A 15848-nucleotide genomic window follows, 5' to 3' on the forward strand; every position below is an offset into this window, starting at 1 on the left:
CTATTATATTAAAATTTTAACCGAATTGCAAGTCCTTTTCTATATTCTGGTATCCAATTTCACACAATATTCAGATTTGTACTGTGCAAAGCTGCCGTTATCCAACGCTTGTCTGATTTCTACCATTAAATTGTTGTAGAAATACAAATTGTGCATCACTGCCAGGCGCATACCAAGCATCTCCCCTGCCTTGAGCAGATGGCGAATGTAACCCCGACTGTACCGGCGGCACACCGGGCAATCGCACTTGGGATCAATCGGCTTGTCGTCCCGGGCATACTTGGCGTTGTTCAAATTGATAATGCCGTCCTTGGTAAACAGATGACCGTGGCGGGCGTTGCGGGAGGGCATAACGCAGTCAAACAGGTCTACGCCGCGGCTGACGCCCTCTAAAATATTACCGGGCGTGCCGACGCCCATTAAATACCGGGGTTTGTCCGCCGGCATATACGGCTCTACGGCGCTGATAATGCGGTACATATCCTCGGCCGGCTCCCCTACTGCCAGACCGCCGATGGCGTAGCCGTCGCAGTCCAGTTTAGCGATCTCCTGCATGTGCCATACCCGCAGATCGTCGTAAGTGCAGCCTTGGTTGATCCCAAACAGCAGCTGGTCTTTGTTAATGGTGCCCGGCAAGGCATTCAATCGCTCCATCTCTGCCTTGCAGCGCTCCAGCCAGCGCAGCGTGCGCGCGCAGGACTGCTTTGCGTAGTTGTAAGTGGCCGGGTTTTCCACGCACTCGTCAAAAGCCATGGCGATCGTAGATGCCAGATGGGACTGGATCTGCATGCTCTCCTCCGGACCCATAAAGATCTTCTTGCCGTTTACATGGGAATGGAAGGTGACGCCCTCTTCTTTAATCTGGTTCAACTTAGCCAGACTAAATACTTGGAACCCGCCGCTGTCTGTTAAAATCGGCCGCTTCCAGTCTGTAAAGTGGTGCAGACCGCCCATGTCCGCCACCAGATCGTCCCCGGGGCGCACATGCAGATGATAGGTGTTACACAGCATGACCTGACAACCGATATGCTCCAGATCCTCGGTGGACAAACCGCCTTTAATGGCCGCAGCGGTAGCTACATTCATAAACGCCGGCGTCTGTACCGTGCCGTGCACCGTTTCAAAGGTGCCGCGGCGGGCGTTGCCTTCTTTTTTTAATAAGGTATATTTTGCCATACTTTCTCTCCGTCAGCAGATAAACATTGCGTCGCCAAAGGAGAAGAAGCGGTACTTCTCCGCCACGGCGGTATTGTAAGCGTGCATAATGTGGTCAAATCCGGCAAAAGCACTAACCAGCATGATCAGCGTGCTCTCCGGCAGGTGGAAGTTGGTGATCAGTGCATCCATGCACTTGAATTCATACCCGGGATAAATAAAAATGCTGGTGTTATCGTCATCCTCGCAAATACAGCCGTTCTTGGTTGCCACAGACTCAATGGTGCGGCAGGAGGTGGTACCAACAGCAATCACCCGACCGCCGTTTGCCTTGGTACGGTTGATCAGCTCCGCCGTCTCTGCCGGCATGTGGTAGTGCTCCGTGTGCATTTTGTGCTTGGTTACATCTTCCACCTTAACCGGACGGAAGGTGCCCAGCCCAACATGCAATGTTACATAGCCGATATTGACGCCCATGGCCTGAATATCCTTTAGCATTTGTGGGGTAAAGTGCAGTCCGGCGGTAGGCGCCGCAGCGGAACCTAACTCCCGGCTGTACACCGTTTGATAACGCTCCTTATCTTGGAGCTTTTCCTTAATATACGGCGGCAGAGGCATTTGACCGATCTGGTCCAGCACCGCATAAATATTCCCCTGGCAGTCGAATTGCACCAGCCGGTTGCCGTCCTCTTGTATCTCAATGACCGTGCCGTAGAGTTTGCCCTCGCCGAAGTTAAAGCGGGTACCCACCTTGGCGCGCTTGCCCGGCTTGCACAGACACTCCCACACATTATTTTCCTTTTGAGTCAGCAGCAGAAATTCAACAACCGCACCGGTCTCTTCCTTAACGCCGTAGATACGGGCGGGAATGACCCGGGTATCGTTGAGAATCAGGCAGTCACCGGGGCGCAGATATTCCGGCAAATCCTTAAAGATCCGATGCTCCAGTTCGCCGCTGTCCTTGTGCAAGATCATCAGGCGCGAGCTGTTTCGCGGCTCCACCGGGGTCTGCGCGATCAATTCCTGGGGCAAATCGTAATAAAAATCAGAAGTTTTCATAATTATCTCCGCAAAAGTATTTGACATATATATATAGTAAGTGATATTATATCTAAAAGCAAGCGGTATTTACCCACCGCAGGCGCTGTAAGATATTATATTGCAAAATGCTGCGTTTTACAAGGCATTTTTTTAAGGAGAGTCACAATGAACAAAAAGTACAAAGTCGGTATCGTCGGCGCAACCGGTATGGTCGGTCAGCGCTTCGCCCTGCTGCTGGAGAATCACCCCTGGTTTGAGGTGGTGTGCCTGGCAGCCTCTGCACGCTCTGCTGGTAAGCCTTACAAAGAGGCGCTGGGCAGCAGATGGTGCATGGATAAACCCATTCCCGCCAACATGGCAGACCTGCCGGTGTATGACGCCCAGGCAGATATAGAAAAGATCACCTCTATGGTAGACTTTGTGTTCTGCGCCGTGGATATGAAAAAGGATGAGATTCGCGCGCTGGAGGAACAGTATGCCAAGCACGAGTGCCCGGTGGTATCTAACAACTCTGCCAACCGGTTCACTCCGGATGTGCCCATGGTGGTGCCGGAGCTGAATCCCCAGCATATTGACATTATTCCCGCCCAGCGTAAACGTTTGGGCACCAAGCGCGGCTTTATCGCCGTAAAGTCCAACTGTTCTTTGCAGAGCTATGTGCCCGCCATCTTCCCCCTGCACCAGAAGTACGGCATTAAACGGGTGCTGGTGTGCACCTACCAGGCCATAAGCGGTGCAGGCAAGACCTTTGAGCGCTGGCCGGAGATGATCGACAATGTGATTCCTTACATCGGCGGTGAGGAAGAAAAGAGCGAGAAAGAGCCGCTGAAGCTGATGGGCCACATTGTGGGCGACCAGATCGTGTCTGCAGATGCACCGGCCTTTACTGCGCAGTGCATTCGCGTGCCGGTGACCAACGGTCACCTGGGCGCCGTATTTATGGACTTTGAAGGTGAGAAACCCTCTGAGGAAGAGATTATTGAGGTGTGGAAGAACTACGCCGGTCGTGCCCAGGAGCTGGAGCTGCCCAGCGCGCCCAAACAGTTCCTGCACTACTTTACCGAGCCGGATCGCCCGCAGATTCACAGCGAGCGTGAGCTGGAGCACGGTATGGCCGTGTCCATCGGCCGTCTGCGCCCGGATACACAGTATGATTACAAGTTTGTATGTCTGTCCCACAACACTCTGCGCGGCGCTGCCGGCGGCGCAGTGCTGCTGGCAGAATTGCTGGCAGCCGAGGGTTATATGGACTGATAACACAGCGAAAAGGAGATTTTTGATATGAAGAAGGATCCTATCTTTACAGGCGCAGCCGTTGCCATTATTACCCCTATGCATGAGGACGGCAGCGTAAATTATGACGAGTTTGCCCGGTTTGTGGACTGGCAGATTGACAACGGTACAGACGCCATCGTAATCTGCGGCACCACCGGCGAAAGCTCTACCCTGGATGTTGATGAGCACCTGGAGTGCATCAAGTGGTGCATCGAGTATGTGAACGGTCGTGTGCCGGTGATCGCCGGTACAGGCTCCAACTCCACCGCCAGCGCCATTGAAATGAGCAAGGAAGCCTGCGAATACGGCGCAGACGCTCTGCTTTTGGTGACCCCCTACTACAACAAGACCAGCCAGGCCGGTCTGATCGCCCACTATACTGCGATTCACGATGCAACGGATAAGCCCATTGTGCTTTATAATGTGCCGTCCCGCACCGGGTTGAACCTGCTGCCGGAGACGGCGCTGGAGCTGTCCAAGCTGCCCCGCATTAACGGCATTAAAGAAGCATCCGGCAACCTGGATCAGGTAGCTAAAGTACACGAGCTGTGCGGTGACGCACTGAACATTTGGAGCGGCAACGACGACCAGATTGTAGACATTCTGGAGCGCGGCGGTAAAGGTGTAATCAGCGTACTGTCTAATGTATGCCCCCAGGAAACCCACGACATTGTGGCTAAGTACCTGGACGGCGATGTGGACGGCTCCAAGGCACTGATGGATCACTATTTTGAGCTGGCAAAGACCCTGTTCTGCGATGTGAATCCCATTCCGGTTAAGGACGCTGTGAACCGCATCGGTTACGCAGCCGGTCCCTGCCGTATGCCGCTGGTACCCTTGAGCGAGGCCAATCAGCAGAAGATGCAGGCAACACTGGAAAAGTACGGCCTGATCAAATAAAAAGCACAGGAAGTTCAAAGCTATGACGAGAATAATTATTACCGGCGCCAACGGCAAAATGGGTCATGTGATCCGCAGCGTTGTAGCCGGTCGGGAGGACTGCACGGTAGTAGCCGGTGTGGATTTTAACACCCAGGCGGCCGACTTCCCTATCTATAAAACGATTGCAGAGGTGCAGGAAGAAGCGGATGTGATTATCGACTTCTCCAACCCTGCCCTCTTAGACGATCTGCTGACCTATTCCGCCGCCAAGTCTATGCCCTTGGTAATCGCCACCACCGGCTACACGGCGGAGCAAAAGGCCAAGATTGAAGCCGCAGCTGAAAAGAGCCCCATCTTCTTCACTTATAATATGAGTATGGGCATTAACCTGCTGGCGACCTTAGCACAGAAAGCGGTCAATGTACTGGGACCGGATTTTGACATTGAAATTGTGGAAAAGCACCATAATCAGAAGATCGACGCGCCCAGCGGCACAGCATTGATGCTGGCAGACGCCATGTGCAAGGAGATCGATCACCCCATGAAGTACGAATATGACCGGCACGCCAAGCGCGAAAAGCGCACCCGGGACGAGATCGGCATTCATGCTGTACGAGGCGGCACCATTGTAGGCGAACATGAGATCATCTTTGCCGGCAGGGACGAGATCATTACTTTGTCTCACTCTGCACGAAGCAAAGAGATCTTTGCCGTAGGCGCTGTGAATGCTGCCGTCTTTATGTGCGGAAAAGACGCCGGGCTGTATGACATGAGCCAAATGATTCACTAATTCTTGTCCCTATTCTGCGGAATAGGGACTTATTCTTTTTGGAGGACGGTATGAACCAGACAGAACAGGTCTTTCTCTCTCTGCTGCGGGATTATGTTTGCGGACAAAAATTAAAAGCCCTTCCCACCGTAGACTGGCAGGCACTGTATAACTTGGCGCAAAGTCATAATGTGACCGGTCTTGTGGGTCGTATCTTGGCAGATCTTCCTACCGATCATCGCCCTCCAAAAGCCCTTGCAGTGGCCTTTCGCCAAGGGATGGGTCAAACCCTAATGGCTTACGAAAAGCGTATGGCGGCCGTGCAGGTGATGGAGCAAACACTAACGGACGCCCACATCCCCTACTTAACGGTGAAAGGCGCCTGCACTGCGGCAGCCTACCCGGATCCCTCCTTGCGCACCTGCGGCGATACGGATATTGTGCTGACGCCAGAGCACCAGCGAGAAGCGGTACAGACTTTGGAACAGCGTGGCTTTGCCAAAAAAGTGACCCACGACGATGTGGTGATGCTCACCCTGCATGGATTTGAATTTGAACTGCACACACGGTTGGAAAGCATTAACGACGGCTCTCGCGCCCTGCTGGCAAACCCTTTTGCACCGGAAGTGGCATACAATAAATCCAAAAATATCTGGGTGCTGCAACCGGTATATGCCGTTTATTACACCATGCTGCACCTGCTGCACCACATCAAAACCGGCGGTGCCGGCGTGCGTATGCTGCTGGACACAGACTTGCTCCTTCGCAAGGATCCGACACTTGCACCACAGGTACTGGAATTGGCCGAGCGCAGCGGACTGGAGCGGTCCTTTGGCTGTATCCTTGCCCTGTGTAAGCAGTGGCTGGATACGCCCCTTCCCTGTTCGGTGCCGGCATTGGATACGGACACGGTAGAGAAGTTCGCTGCCGTGATTTTAGGCGGCGGCGTGTTCGGTCACGGCAACGGCAACACCGGTGCTGTATTCCTGGCCCGGCAAAAGGCCGCAGATGGCAGCAAAACACCCTTTACCCGTTTGGTCGCATTGTTTCGCTACTGCTTCCCAAAAGCGGATTATATGGCCTACCAGTTCCCTTATTTGATCCGGCAGCCCTGTCTGCTTCCCTTTGCATACCTACACCGATTTTGTCGCGGACTGTTTCGCAATCGGACCCACTCCGCGGCGGCATTGCAAGCCATTGCCGGCAAAAATCAAGGTGCTGCTCTGCTGCACCAGGTGTGGGCGGAGCTGGATTTATAATGTTACTATTTGTATAGCATTGTTAGACAGTTCGTATATAATGCCTATTTACATCTCTTCCGAAAGTTGGTAAGCTTTTTGAAGAGGTGTATTTTTATGTCGAACGAACAAAATGAAAACAAAAAAGAAAGACGAACCTTTGCCCCCGGTCTGTGCTTTAGCAAACTGGTATGGGTATTTTTGATCTCCTGTGTGGTAGGCTTTTTAGTAGAGACCTTGTGGTGCTACATACGCCACGGCTATATTGAAAGCCGACAGTCTTTGGTGTACGGTCCCCTTTCTGTGGCCTATGGTATGGGTGCAGTGGTACTTACCATGGCGCTGTATAAATTCCGAAATTCTCCGTGGTGGAAGATCTTTCTGGTGTCTTTTGTGGTAGGCACGGTTACGGAATATATCTGTTCTCTGGGGCAAGAGCTGGTGTTCGGGTCCGTTGCCTGGGATTACAGCAATGTACCGCTGAATATCAATGGTCGAGTGTGCCTACTGTACTCCGTCTTTTGGGGCATACTGGGTATTGCGTGGATCAAGCTGATCTACCCGCCTATGGCTAAGCTGATTGGTAAACTGCCTATAAAACTTGGAAAAGTGCTCACTTGGGCATTTATCATCTTTTTTATTTTTGATGCCATTCTGTCCGCCTCCGCTGCGCTGCGTATGGACCAAAGAGACAAAGGTGCAGCGCCTCGTAATGCCTTTGAATGCTATCTGGACGAACACTTTGACGATGCGCGCATGCACAGGATTTATGCAAACTCCGTCAGTACCGACCCACAAAAGCAAGAAAATAAGTAAGCCGATCGGCGCAAAAAAGCCACTGTCTGTTACAGACAGTGGCTTCTTGATCGTTTTATAGGCGCTCCAAGTTGGAAGAGTCGAACAGCTCCTGGCTCATGGGAAATGTGTCTTTGACGATTACGCGCAGTTGCACACGCTGGTCCTTCATACCGGAGATGGTCACATGCTGCACATCAACATTCACCTTCATATTGTAAGTTGCCTTGGTGATCTTGCCGCTGGAGGTGTTAATGGTTATGGTGCCGGTGCCGCCGGTGTAATTCATATGCAAGTTCTTTTTGGCATTACCGGTGGTCCATTTGCCGCCATTTTGCTTGAGCATTTGGTCAAAGGTGTCATACATGGGGCCAAGGGTGCTGAAGAACCGGCCCTGGGCATCTGCACCGGGAGAACTCATTTGCACCGATTTGGGCTTGATAGTCAGGGTGACGGTGCCGTTTTTATTGTCCTTAATGCTTAGGCTGGCGACATCCGTGTCTCTCAGACGGGAGGTAATCAGAGACTTGCCGTTCAGGTCCGTATCTGCTGACTTATTAACAGAAGTGCTGGGCGGCAGCCCGGTACCGACTTTGGTGTCGCTGATCATGGAGTCCAAATAACTGTCCATAAACTTATTGCGGCTGCCGTTAATGTACACATTGTCTGCGCCAAGAGTCTTAACGCCCAGCAGTTTGTAGTAGGTAAGGATTTCGTCCGTTTCTTTATTCTGATACTTGGCGGTCTCTTTCTTTGTGGCATTATATGCCTTAACGTAGTACCGTACTGCGTCCGCGGTGGTGTTCAGCTGCACACCGGCGTATTTGCCTTTCTTAAACGGATCCTTGGCGGTGGTAACCGTCTTGGCGGGGCTGTACGCACCGGAATAAGACTTCTTACCCTGATTCACATAAGCCTGCACCCGCACATAATACTTTTTGCCGGCTTTCAGGCCGGTGATGGTGGCAGAGGTGGCGTTGCCGTTGGTGACCTTCAGCGCTTTGGTCACCTTTTTGTCAAATTTAGAAGAGGTGCTGTACTGCACCCGGTATCCGGAAACAGAAGGCGCCTTACTCCATTTGACAGTAAATCCCAAACGCTCAGCAGAAACAGACTTAAAGTTCACTTTCGCCACCTTGGTGGTAACGGATTTGGCGCTGCTCCAACTGCTGTACTTTTTCTTTTTACCGCTGGTTTTATAGGTGCGCACACGCACATAATACTTGGTTTTACTTTTCAGACCGCTGACCGTCTTGGCCGTAGTCTTATCTTTCTTGGCCGTAGCGGTTTTGCTGGTTTTGGAAGTGAATTTGGAGGAGGTGCTGTACTGCACCTGGTATCCGGTCACGCCGCTGACCTTCTTCCACTTGACGGTAAAGGCAGCTGCACCGGCGCTGACGGAGGACACCGTGGGCTTTTTGGGCGCTGCAGCAAAGGCGGTGGTAGGCACGGCAAAGCAGCTAAGCAGCATTAGCAATGCCAGGCATACGGACAAAGTCTTTTTCATCATTTCTCTCCTTCTAAAATCATTAAAAAGTGTGTGAACTTAAAACTTTATTATAGCATAAGACTTTGCCTCTTGCAATAGACAGGGCGAACATTCTATCTAAAAGCAAAAAAGAGACTCCTGCGAGTCTCCTTTTTTATTTCTATTATACACAGTTAAGAAGCCGTTGGTATGCCAGTTAATCAACTGACTGCTGCGTCGAGCAAATGAACTTAAATCATATACTCAATGGTGTTCTCCGGAGTGAGCATGGTCTCCGTATTATATAGCACCACCGCTTCCCTACTCTCCTGCTCTGCAAAGGCATACAAGGTCTGCGCCTCTCCGTTGAGCATAGACTGGGGCAAAATGCGATTATACGCAAAGGGCTCTTCATCAGTCTTGCTTCTCCATTAATGCCTGCGCCAGCCGGCCTGCCTTGCACAGTTCCTCCACAGTGGTGTATTCGTTCACAGCGTGGCAGTTATTCATAGCCGTAGCCACCACCAAACCCTGTATGCCGTGCGCGGACAGGATATTACAGTCACTGCCGCCGTAAGTGTCCGTAAACCGAGGCGCAACTCCCACAGCTTCGCAGGCTCGTCTGAACCGCTGGGCAACAGGTGCGTCCGTGTCTACTCGATAACCGGTAATATGTATGGTATGGTTAAAATTCAGTTTGGCGTCCACCGCCTGTGCCTGCTCCACAAACTCGCTGTGAATTTCGTTGAGTCGATCCAGGGCGTCCTGGTGGCACAGGGCACGAATTTCACCGGTGACGGTGCAACTGTCCGGCACAATGTTGGTGGCGCGACCGCCGGTAATGGTGCCCACATTTACCGTCACATCGCCCCATCGCCCACTGGGAAGATTGGCAACTGCGGCAGCAGCCACCTGAATGGCGTGCACGCCGTCCTCCGGCGCAAAACCGGCGTGGGCAGCCTTGCCCACCACCTCTGCGGAAAAAGTAATCAGCGTAGGCGCTGCCACAGCACAGTCCCCTACCGGGCCGGACAAATCCATCACATACGCCGTCTTGGACTGCAGGCGCTCCGCATCAAACGCCTTAGCACCCAAGCAAAAATGCTCCTCTCCGGTGGTAAACAGCAGTTCCAGCGTCGGATGGGTTGCGCCGCTCTCTAACAAAGAAGCCACACCCTCTAAGATTGCCGATACACCGGCAAAATCATCAGCACCTAATACCGTATCACCACAGGAGGTAATGCGCCCGTTCTCATTTGTGACCGCCTGCTTGCCCTGGGACGGCTCCACCGTATCCATATGGGCAGCAAAGAGCACCGGCTCCAGCGATGGATCACCGGGAATGGTTGCCAGCAAGTTGCCGCAGGTACTGCCGGTGGCAGCGGCGGAGTCGTCTTCCGCCACCTGCACGCCTAGCGCAGTTAATCGTTCCTGAATGTAACGGCAAACCGCCTGCTCGTCAAAGGAGGGGCTATCCAGTGCTACCAGATCCATAAATGTCTTCACCAATCGTTCTTTGTTCATCCTATATCACCATTTCCTACAAATGTTCTATGATTTAATGATACAACCCTGTGGGTTGCCTGTCAATATAAAAAGAGCAGAAAGTCACACTCTCTGCTCTTACCGTTTCCATTTACGGATTGATTTGCAGCTGCACGCCGTCGTCACCTGCTGTCAAAGCAATCGCCTGTATGTCCTGATCCTGATGGAACACCAATGCACTTGCCAGCTGATCCTCCACCTGGCGGCGCACCGCGTCACGCAAACCGCGGGCGTTCTTCTTGGAACCATAGGCGATCTTTGCCAAATACACCGGCACACTGTCGTCATAGGTCAGGGTAATGCCCTTGTCCTGCATGCCGGGCACCAGTTCGTCCACCATCAAGCGGGCGATCCGCTGGAAGTTCTCAAAGGTCAGCTTGTTAAAGACGATCACCTCGTCCACACGACCCAGGAATTCCGGACGCAGGAAGCGCTCCAGGGCTTTCATGGTCACATCCCGGTTCATATCCGCCTGGGACTTGCCAAAGCCCACAGTGGCAGCGTCGGTCGATCCGGCATTAGAGGTCATCACAATAATGGTATTTTCAAAATTCACCGTGCGGCCCTGTGCATCTGTGATCCGACCCTCGTCCAGAATTTGCAGCAAAATGTTCAGCACATCTTTATGGGCCTTTTCAATCTCGTCAAACAGAATCACGCTGTAAGGCTTGCGCCGTACTTTCTCTGTCAACTGCCCGGCATCGTCATAGCCCACATAGCCGGGAGGCGAGCCGATGATACGAGAGACAGAAAACTTCTCCATATACTCGCTCATATCCAGGCGGATCAGGGCGTCCGGGGTGTCAAACATATAGGCGGCCAACTGCTTGACCAGCTCCGTCTTGCCTACGCCGGTGGGACCCACAAAAATAAAGGACTGGGGCCGCTTGCGGGGACTGATTTGTACGCGGCCTCGGCGCACGGCTGCGGCAACTTTTTCAATGGCTTCATCTTGGCCGATGATATGGGCTTTCAGCGCCGGCTCCAAACCGGCCAGTTTTTGAATATCCCCCTGCTCGATTTTTGCAGCAGGAATCCCTGTCCACATGGAGATCGCGCTGGCAATATCCGACTCCAGCACCTGATTGTCTTTGGCCTTTTCCTGCAAAGCAGGCAGCTTTTCGTCAATGGCCATCACTTCGGTTTTCAGTTTGGAGATCAGCTCATAGTCGATCTGCTGGTCCTCCTCTGTGGGTTCAGACAGATTTTCAATATTCTCCTGCAAATTCCGTTTTTTACCTTCCAGGATCTGCGCCTGGCTGATGGCCGGGTTGCGCAAATTGGCGCAGGTGCAGCTTTCATCCAGCAAGTCAATGGCTTTATCCGGCAGGTAACGGTCTGTTACATACCGCTCGCTCATCAGCACCGCTTTATAAACCAAGGTGTCAGAAATTTGCACCTTGTGGTACTGCTCGTAGTAGCCCTTAATGCCCAGCAGCATTTTGTAGGCGTCTTCCACGGATGGCTCCTCGATCTTCACCGGTTGGAACCGGCGCTCCAGGGCCGCATCCTTCTCTATAAACTTACGATACTCGGTAAAGGTGGTAGCGCCGATCACCTGAATTTCGCCGCGAGAGAGCGCAGGCTTCAGGATATTTGCCGCGTTCATGGTGCCCTCACTGTCGCCGGTGCCCACCAAATTGTGCACCTCGTCAATGAACAGAATAATATTGCCCTGGGCCTTCACCTCGTCCACCAGGCCCTTGATCCGGCCCTCGAACTGGCCACGGAACTGGGTGCCGGCCACCAGTGCGGTCAGGTCCAGCAAATAGATCTCTTTGTCTGCCAGGCGCGCAGGCACCTGCCCCTTAGCAATGCGAATGGCCAGCCCCTCGGCAATGGCAGTCTTACCCACGCCCGGCTCGCCGATCAGGCAGGGGTTATTCTTGGTACGGCGGCACAGGATTTGTACCGTGCGGGAGATCTCCTGTTCTCTGCCGATAATGGCGTCCAGCTTACCGTCCCGGGCTTTGCCGGTCAGGTTGGTGCAGTAGGTGTTTAGGTACTTTTTGCCGTCATCTTTTTGGCGTTTGTTGCCTTTTTTCCCACGCTTCTTACCCTGCTTTTGACCGCTTTCATTCTCATCCACAGCCAGTTCTCCGGCGTCGCCAAAAAGATTGGCAAAGGGCATGGTCTGGGCGCCGTCCATATTCTCCGCGTTGAACATCCCGCTCATATCGCCAAAGTTAAAATCGCCCATATTCTCCATAAACTGGCTCATCTGCTCAGACGCCTGCTCCAGTTCTTCGTCAGAGATACCCAGCTTATCAATCATCTGGTTAATAGAGCCGATGTTCAGCTCCCGGGCGCACTGAATACAAAGCCCCTCCGGCTTTACCTCATCGCCCTCCATTTTTTGAATATAGATCACCGCCGGGCGTTCACCGCAGCGGGCACACATCTGTTGTTTCATAAATCGATCTCCTGATGAATATTGCTTATTTGGCAGTGTTTTGTGCCTTGTTCTCTTTCAGCTGCTTCAAAAATCCCGGCACATAGCCCAGGAGAGATACCAAGGCAGACACGGCGGACAGTGCCACCAGCACCCAGGTCACCACGGACGGCAGCGTAAAGTGGGTCACATTACACAAAGCGCCGTTCTCGCCAAAGGCTAAAATAATAATCATAGCAATGTAAAACACATTGGTGGCTACCTTGCCCCAAATCTCTGCGGCGGTGGGGCGCATACCCTTGGACAGCAGCAGCGCGCCGCCCAGCAACATCAGCACCTCTTTCACAATAAAAAAGAAAAACAGATACTTAATGGGGTTCTCCCAGTAGGTGTACAATAGCACGATTACAATCGCCATTTGGGACAGCTTATCCGCAATGGGGTCTAAGATCTTTCCCAGATTACTCACTTGATTAAACTTGCGGGCAATCTTGCCGTCGAACAGGTCGGTTAGCGCAGCGCAAATCATCACGATCACCGCCACCAGTTGATGCCCCTGAACAAACAGCACAGCAAACACCGGGATCAGTGCAATGCGGATAAAGGACAGCCAGTTGGGAATGGTATTCCAGCCGTCAAACAGGTCGTGCACATTTTCTTTTAGTGTAGACATAACAGGTCCTCCTATAGTGTGGGAAGCAAAGTTTCCATATATTCTAAAATGGCGCTGTCTGCAAAGAACGCATATACGCCGTTATCTTTCGGCAGCCAGTTGTTACCGGCCAGGTACGCCCAAACGCCGCTGACCAGCACCAAAAACAGACACCCCTTAACCAGCCCAAAGGCACCGCCCAATAGGCTGTTGGTCCGGGTAAATATCGTATTTTTACCCTGCTTCTTCCTTAGCATAGCGGAAAGCAGCCAACAAATCAAGGCAATAATTATGAACGATAATAAAAATAATGCGATTTTTACCAGCAGGCAAGCCGCCGGTTCCACCAACTGCTGCATTACAAAATCTGCAGCAGTTTTGGCACTGCCTTTTTTCAGCGCGGCGAAGTCAAAATCCCTTTGCAACGCCTGGGGCAGAGCCTGCATCTTGTCCTGCAAGGCAGCCATAAAGGTGTCCACGCCGGAGGCGCCGGTGATTTTCTCCTGCACCTTGGCAAGGGCCTTTGGCTCCACCAGCTTGTCATACACCACTTGATAATACTGATGGCTGACGAACAGGGACACCGGCACACCAACAGCGTACTTGGCTGTGCCGATCAAACCGGACAGCAGCCCCCGTCGAAAGCCCCATACCGCCATAAGTACCACCAGGGCGATCAATATATAATCCAAAATACTCAAGACTTGGTCTCTTCTTTCTCAATCACAGACTGGCGCTGCACAAACACATTGGAGGACATCATGGTGATGGACCGGACTGCGTCCGTACAATCCGCTGTATGTACTACACTGCCGTCTGACAGCTTATAAATTTTGATTTTATCGGCAAAAAGCACGGCTACCCGACTGCCGGAGGCAGACAGATCCTTGATCGCGCCCTGCACGGTAAAGGGCTTTTGCACCTTGCCGCCGGCGGTGATCCGCGCTACGGTATTTTGCGTGGCATTGCTATAAGAGCTGTACGCCACCACCAAATCGCCGCTGGCGCTATAATCATAGGCCACCGTTTGCACTTCGCCGTTTTTCAGCACCGTCTCCAGCTTATCTCCGTTTACCACGCTCACAAAGCTGCTGCCCACCACATACAGGCTGCTGCCCCGATAGGCTATGTCCAGCACCTGGGTGCCGGGCAGGTCAAAGCTGGCATAAGGCTCCGTGTCCTTTACACGCATCAAATAGAGCTTTGGCTGCAAGCGTGCATCCTTACTGTTCATGGCTACAAAAGCGACTTGACTGCCGTTGTCCCGAATGGCAATGTTGGTCACAAAGCCATAGGACAGGCTGTATTTCATCTTATCCCCGCGGGTCTTGGTGATCACCTGAACATCGCTGCGTTTATCCGCAGACTGCGTGGCGTAGACCACCTTGCCGTCGTCCGCCACATCGGCGCACAACAGGCCGGTCTTGCTCTCGATCTCATACAAATTCTCACCACTGTAATCCAGCCGCAGCTTGGAGCCGCCCTGATCGTATGTAACCAGATACGAGTCAGAAGCAGCGGTAATCGGATTGGCATAACCGTGCACGGCGGTGAATTCCTCCTTGCCGTCTGATGGGTTCAGTACTGTTATGGAGCCGCCGGTGAGCACCGCCAGTTTCGCGCCCTGCTTATGAACCGTAACGCCATCGGAGCCATCCAGTGCATAAGGAAAATTGCCGGTGAGCACGGACGATGTACCGCTGCCGCCGCTCAGGCTGCCGAAATCCACCTCGCACAGCTTTAGGATCACAATTGCCGCCAGCAACACAGCCAACACAATCCATACGATCCTGCGTACTTTTTTATCTTTTAGGCGCTTGCGTTCCCGCCGAAGCGCCTGCCGGTCTTCCGCTTCCACAAAAGCACCGCCTTTCTGTTTACATTTTAAAGTCTGCCGGGTCGTACTCCACCCGGTTCAGGTACAGCCCCTGGGGCGGCGCCGTCTTACCGGCGCGAATGCGCTCCCCACTTTCAATAATCGCCGGCAAATCCGCCGGGTCAATCTTGCCCTCACTGACAAAAAGCAGCGTGCCAACGAGAATGCGCACCATATTGTAAAGGAAGCCGTCTGCGCTCACCTTAAACAGTACCATATCCCCTTGCCGCTCTACGGTAAAGGCGGTAATGGTGCGCACTGTGTCCTCCACATCGCTGCGTGCACTGCAAAAGCCGCGAAAATCGTGGGTGCCCAGGAACGCCTTGGCCCCCTGCTGCATACGCTCCAAATGAATGGGGTAGCGGTACTGGTACGCATAGCGCAGCAAAAACGGATCCCGAATGGCACCGTTGTACAGTTTATATACATATTCTTTCTCTCGGCAGTAGTACCGGGGGTGAAATTCAAGAGGAACCTCTCGGCAGTCCAGTACCGCAATATCCTTGGGCAGCACTGTATTCAGCGCCCGCACCACACCGTCACAGGCAATGGACAGCTCTGTTTGAAAACTGACAAAATAACAATTTGCGTGCACACCGCTGTCTGTGCGGGAGCAGCCCTTTACCGGCAGCCGCGCGCCAAACACCTTTTCTACTGCGTTTTGGAACACTTCCTGCACGGTAACGGCATTTTTTTGTACCTGCCAGCCGTGGTAATCTGCGCCGTCATATCCAATGTTTAACAACAAATTTCGCATAAC

Annotated in this window: 14 protein-coding genes; 5 read left to right on the plus strand and 9 right to left on the minus strand. The window is 52.7% G+C overall.

Going from position 1 to position 15848, the window contains the following annotated elements:
- Window positions 1-39 precede the first annotated feature (39 nt).
- Both tgt and queA read right to left on the minus strand, forming a co-directional pair.
- Entirely contained in the window at window positions 40-1176 is a 1137-nt protein-coding gene (tgt, locus tag OGM59_03990; protein ID UYI91628.1) for a tRNA guanosine(34) transglycosylase Tgt, read from the minus strand.
- 12 nt (window positions 1177-1188) lie between these two features.
- On the minus strand, window positions 1189-2214 hold the full coding sequence (gene queA / locus OGM59_03995) for a tRNA preQ1(34) S-adenosylmethionine ribosyltransferase-isomerase QueA (GenBank protein ID UYI91629.1): 1026 nt from the start codon (window positions 2212-2214) through the stop codon (window positions 1189-1191).
- A 147-nt stretch (window positions 2215-2361) separates the two neighbouring features.
- On the opposite strand from queA, the gene asd reads away from it, so the two are divergent.
- From asd to OGM59_04020, 5 genes are all read left to right on the plus strand, one after another.
- The gene (gene asd / locus OGM59_04000; protein ID UYI91630.1) at window positions 2362-3450 is read left to right on the plus strand and encodes an aspartate-semialdehyde dehydrogenase; all 1089 of its coding nucleotides are present in this window, start codon (window positions 2362-2364) and stop codon (window positions 3448-3450) included.
- Between the two features lie 27 nt (window positions 3451-3477).
- Window positions 3478-4371 carry a 4-hydroxy-tetrahydrodipicolinate synthase gene (dapA, locus tag OGM59_04005; protein UYI91631.1) on the plus strand — a complete coding sequence of 298 codons (894 nt, stop codon included), beginning with the start codon at window positions 3478-3480 and terminating at the stop codon, window positions 4369-4371.
- A gap of 22 nt (window positions 4372-4393) precedes the next feature.
- On the plus strand, window positions 4394-5143 hold the full coding sequence (dapB, locus tag OGM59_04010) for a 4-hydroxy-tetrahydrodipicolinate reductase (protein ID UYI91632.1): 750 nt from the start codon (window positions 4394-4396) through the stop codon (window positions 5141-5143).
- A 50-nt stretch (window positions 5144-5193) separates the two neighbouring features.
- The gene (locus OGM59_04015; GenBank protein UYI91633.1) at window positions 5194-6381 is read left to right on the plus strand and encodes a nucleotidyltransferase family protein; all 1188 of its coding nucleotides are present in this window, start codon (window positions 5194-5196) and stop codon (window positions 6379-6381) included.
- 96 nt (window positions 6382-6477) lie between these two features.
- Window positions 6478-7176 carry a putative ABC transporter permease gene (locus OGM59_04020; protein ID UYI91634.1) on the plus strand — a complete coding sequence of 233 codons (699 nt, stop codon included), beginning with the start codon at window positions 6478-6480 and terminating at the stop codon, window positions 7174-7176.
- Window positions 7177-7231: 55 nt separating this feature from the next.
- Here OGM59_04020 and OGM59_04025 read toward each other — a convergent pair whose 3' ends face one another.
- From OGM59_04025 to truA, 7 genes are all read right to left on the minus strand, one after another.
- Window positions 7232-8662, minus strand: coding sequence for a fibronectin type III domain-containing protein (locus tag OGM59_04025; protein UYI91635.1), 1431 nt, complete (start codon window positions 8660-8662; stop codon window positions 7232-7234).
- Between the two features lie 375 nt (window positions 8663-9037).
- On the minus strand, window positions 9038-10147 hold the full coding sequence (locus tag OGM59_04030) for a M20/M25/M40 family metallo-hydrolase (GenBank protein UYI91636.1): 1110 nt from the start codon (window positions 10145-10147) through the stop codon (window positions 9038-9040).
- A gap of 112 nt (window positions 10148-10259) precedes the next feature.
- Window positions 10260-12581: an ATP-dependent Clp protease ATP-binding subunit gene (locus tag OGM59_04035; GenBank protein ID UYI91637.1), complete on the minus strand. Its 2322-nt coding sequence runs from the start codon at window positions 12579-12581 to the stop codon at window positions 10260-10262.
- A gap of 25 nt (window positions 12582-12606) precedes the next feature.
- Entirely contained in the window at window positions 12607-13233 is a 627-nt protein-coding gene (locus OGM59_04040; protein ID UYI91638.1) for a CDP-alcohol phosphatidyltransferase family protein, read from the minus strand.
- Between the two features lie 11 nt (window positions 13234-13244).
- Entirely contained in the window at window positions 13245-13913 is a 669-nt protein-coding gene (locus OGM59_04045) for a CvpA family protein (protein ID UYI91639.1), read from the minus strand.
- Complete coding sequence (locus tag OGM59_04050) at window positions 13910-15070, minus strand: DUF5711 family protein (protein UYI91640.1); 1161 nt, start codon at window positions 15068-15070, stop codon at window positions 13910-13912. Before OGM59_04050 ends, OGM59_04045 begins: the two co-directional genes overlap by 4 nt.
- A gap of 19 nt (window positions 15071-15089) precedes the next feature.
- Window positions 15090-15845 carry a tRNA pseudouridine(38-40) synthase TruA gene (truA, locus tag OGM59_04055; GenBank protein UYI91641.1) on the minus strand — a complete coding sequence of 252 codons (756 nt, stop codon included), beginning with the start codon at window positions 15843-15845 and terminating at the stop codon, window positions 15090-15092.
- Window positions 15846-15848: the final 3 nt, after the last annotated feature.

The sequence above is a fragment of the Oscillospiraceae bacterium genome (assembly GCA_025757685.1).
In the GTDB taxonomy this organism is placed as follows: Bacteria; Bacillota; Clostridia; order Oscillospirales; family Acutalibacteraceae; genus CAG-217.

Bases quoted from the DNA above. Each gene is read 5' to 3' on its own strand.
- tgt (UYI91628.1), bottom strand. From the start codon at position 1,176: ATGGCAAAATATACCTTATTAAAAAAAGAAGGCAACGCCCGCCGCGGC.
- queA (UYI91629.1), bottom strand. From the start codon at position 2,214: ATGAAAACTTCTGATTTTTATTACGATTTGCCCCAGGAATTGATCGCG.
- asd (UYI91630.1), top strand. From the start codon at position 2,362: ATGAACAAAAAGTACAAAGTCGGTATCGTCGGCGCAACCGGTATGGTC.
- dapA (UYI91631.1), top strand. From the start codon at position 3,478: ATGAAGAAGGATCCTATCTTTACAGGCGCAGCCGTTGCCATTATTACC.
- dapB (UYI91632.1), top strand. From the start codon at position 4,394: ATGACGAGAATAATTATTACCGGCGCCAACGGCAAAATGGGTCATGTG.
- OGM59_04015 (UYI91633.1), top strand. From the start codon at position 5,194: ATGAACCAGACAGAACAGGTCTTTCTCTCTCTGCTGCGGGATTATGTT.
- OGM59_04020 (UYI91634.1), top strand. From the start codon at position 6,478: ATGTCGAACGAACAAAATGAAAACAAAAAAGAAAGACGAACCTTTGCC.
- OGM59_04025 (UYI91635.1), bottom strand. From the start codon at position 8,662: ATGAAAAAGACTTTGTCCGTATGCCTGGCATTGCTAATGCTGCTTAGC.
- OGM59_04030 (UYI91636.1), bottom strand. From the start codon at position 10,147: ATGAACAAAGAACGATTGGTGAAGACATTTATGGATCTGGTAGCACTG.
- OGM59_04035 (UYI91637.1), bottom strand. From the start codon at position 12,581: ATGAAACAACAGATGTGTGCCCGCTGCGGTGAACGCCCGGCGGTGATC.
- OGM59_04040 (UYI91638.1), bottom strand. From the start codon at position 13,233: ATGTCTACACTAAAAGAAAATGTGCACGACCTGTTTGACGGCTGGAAT.
- truA (UYI91641.1), bottom strand. From the start codon at position 15,845: ATGCGAAATTTGTTGTTAAACATTGGATATGACGGCGCAGATTACCAC.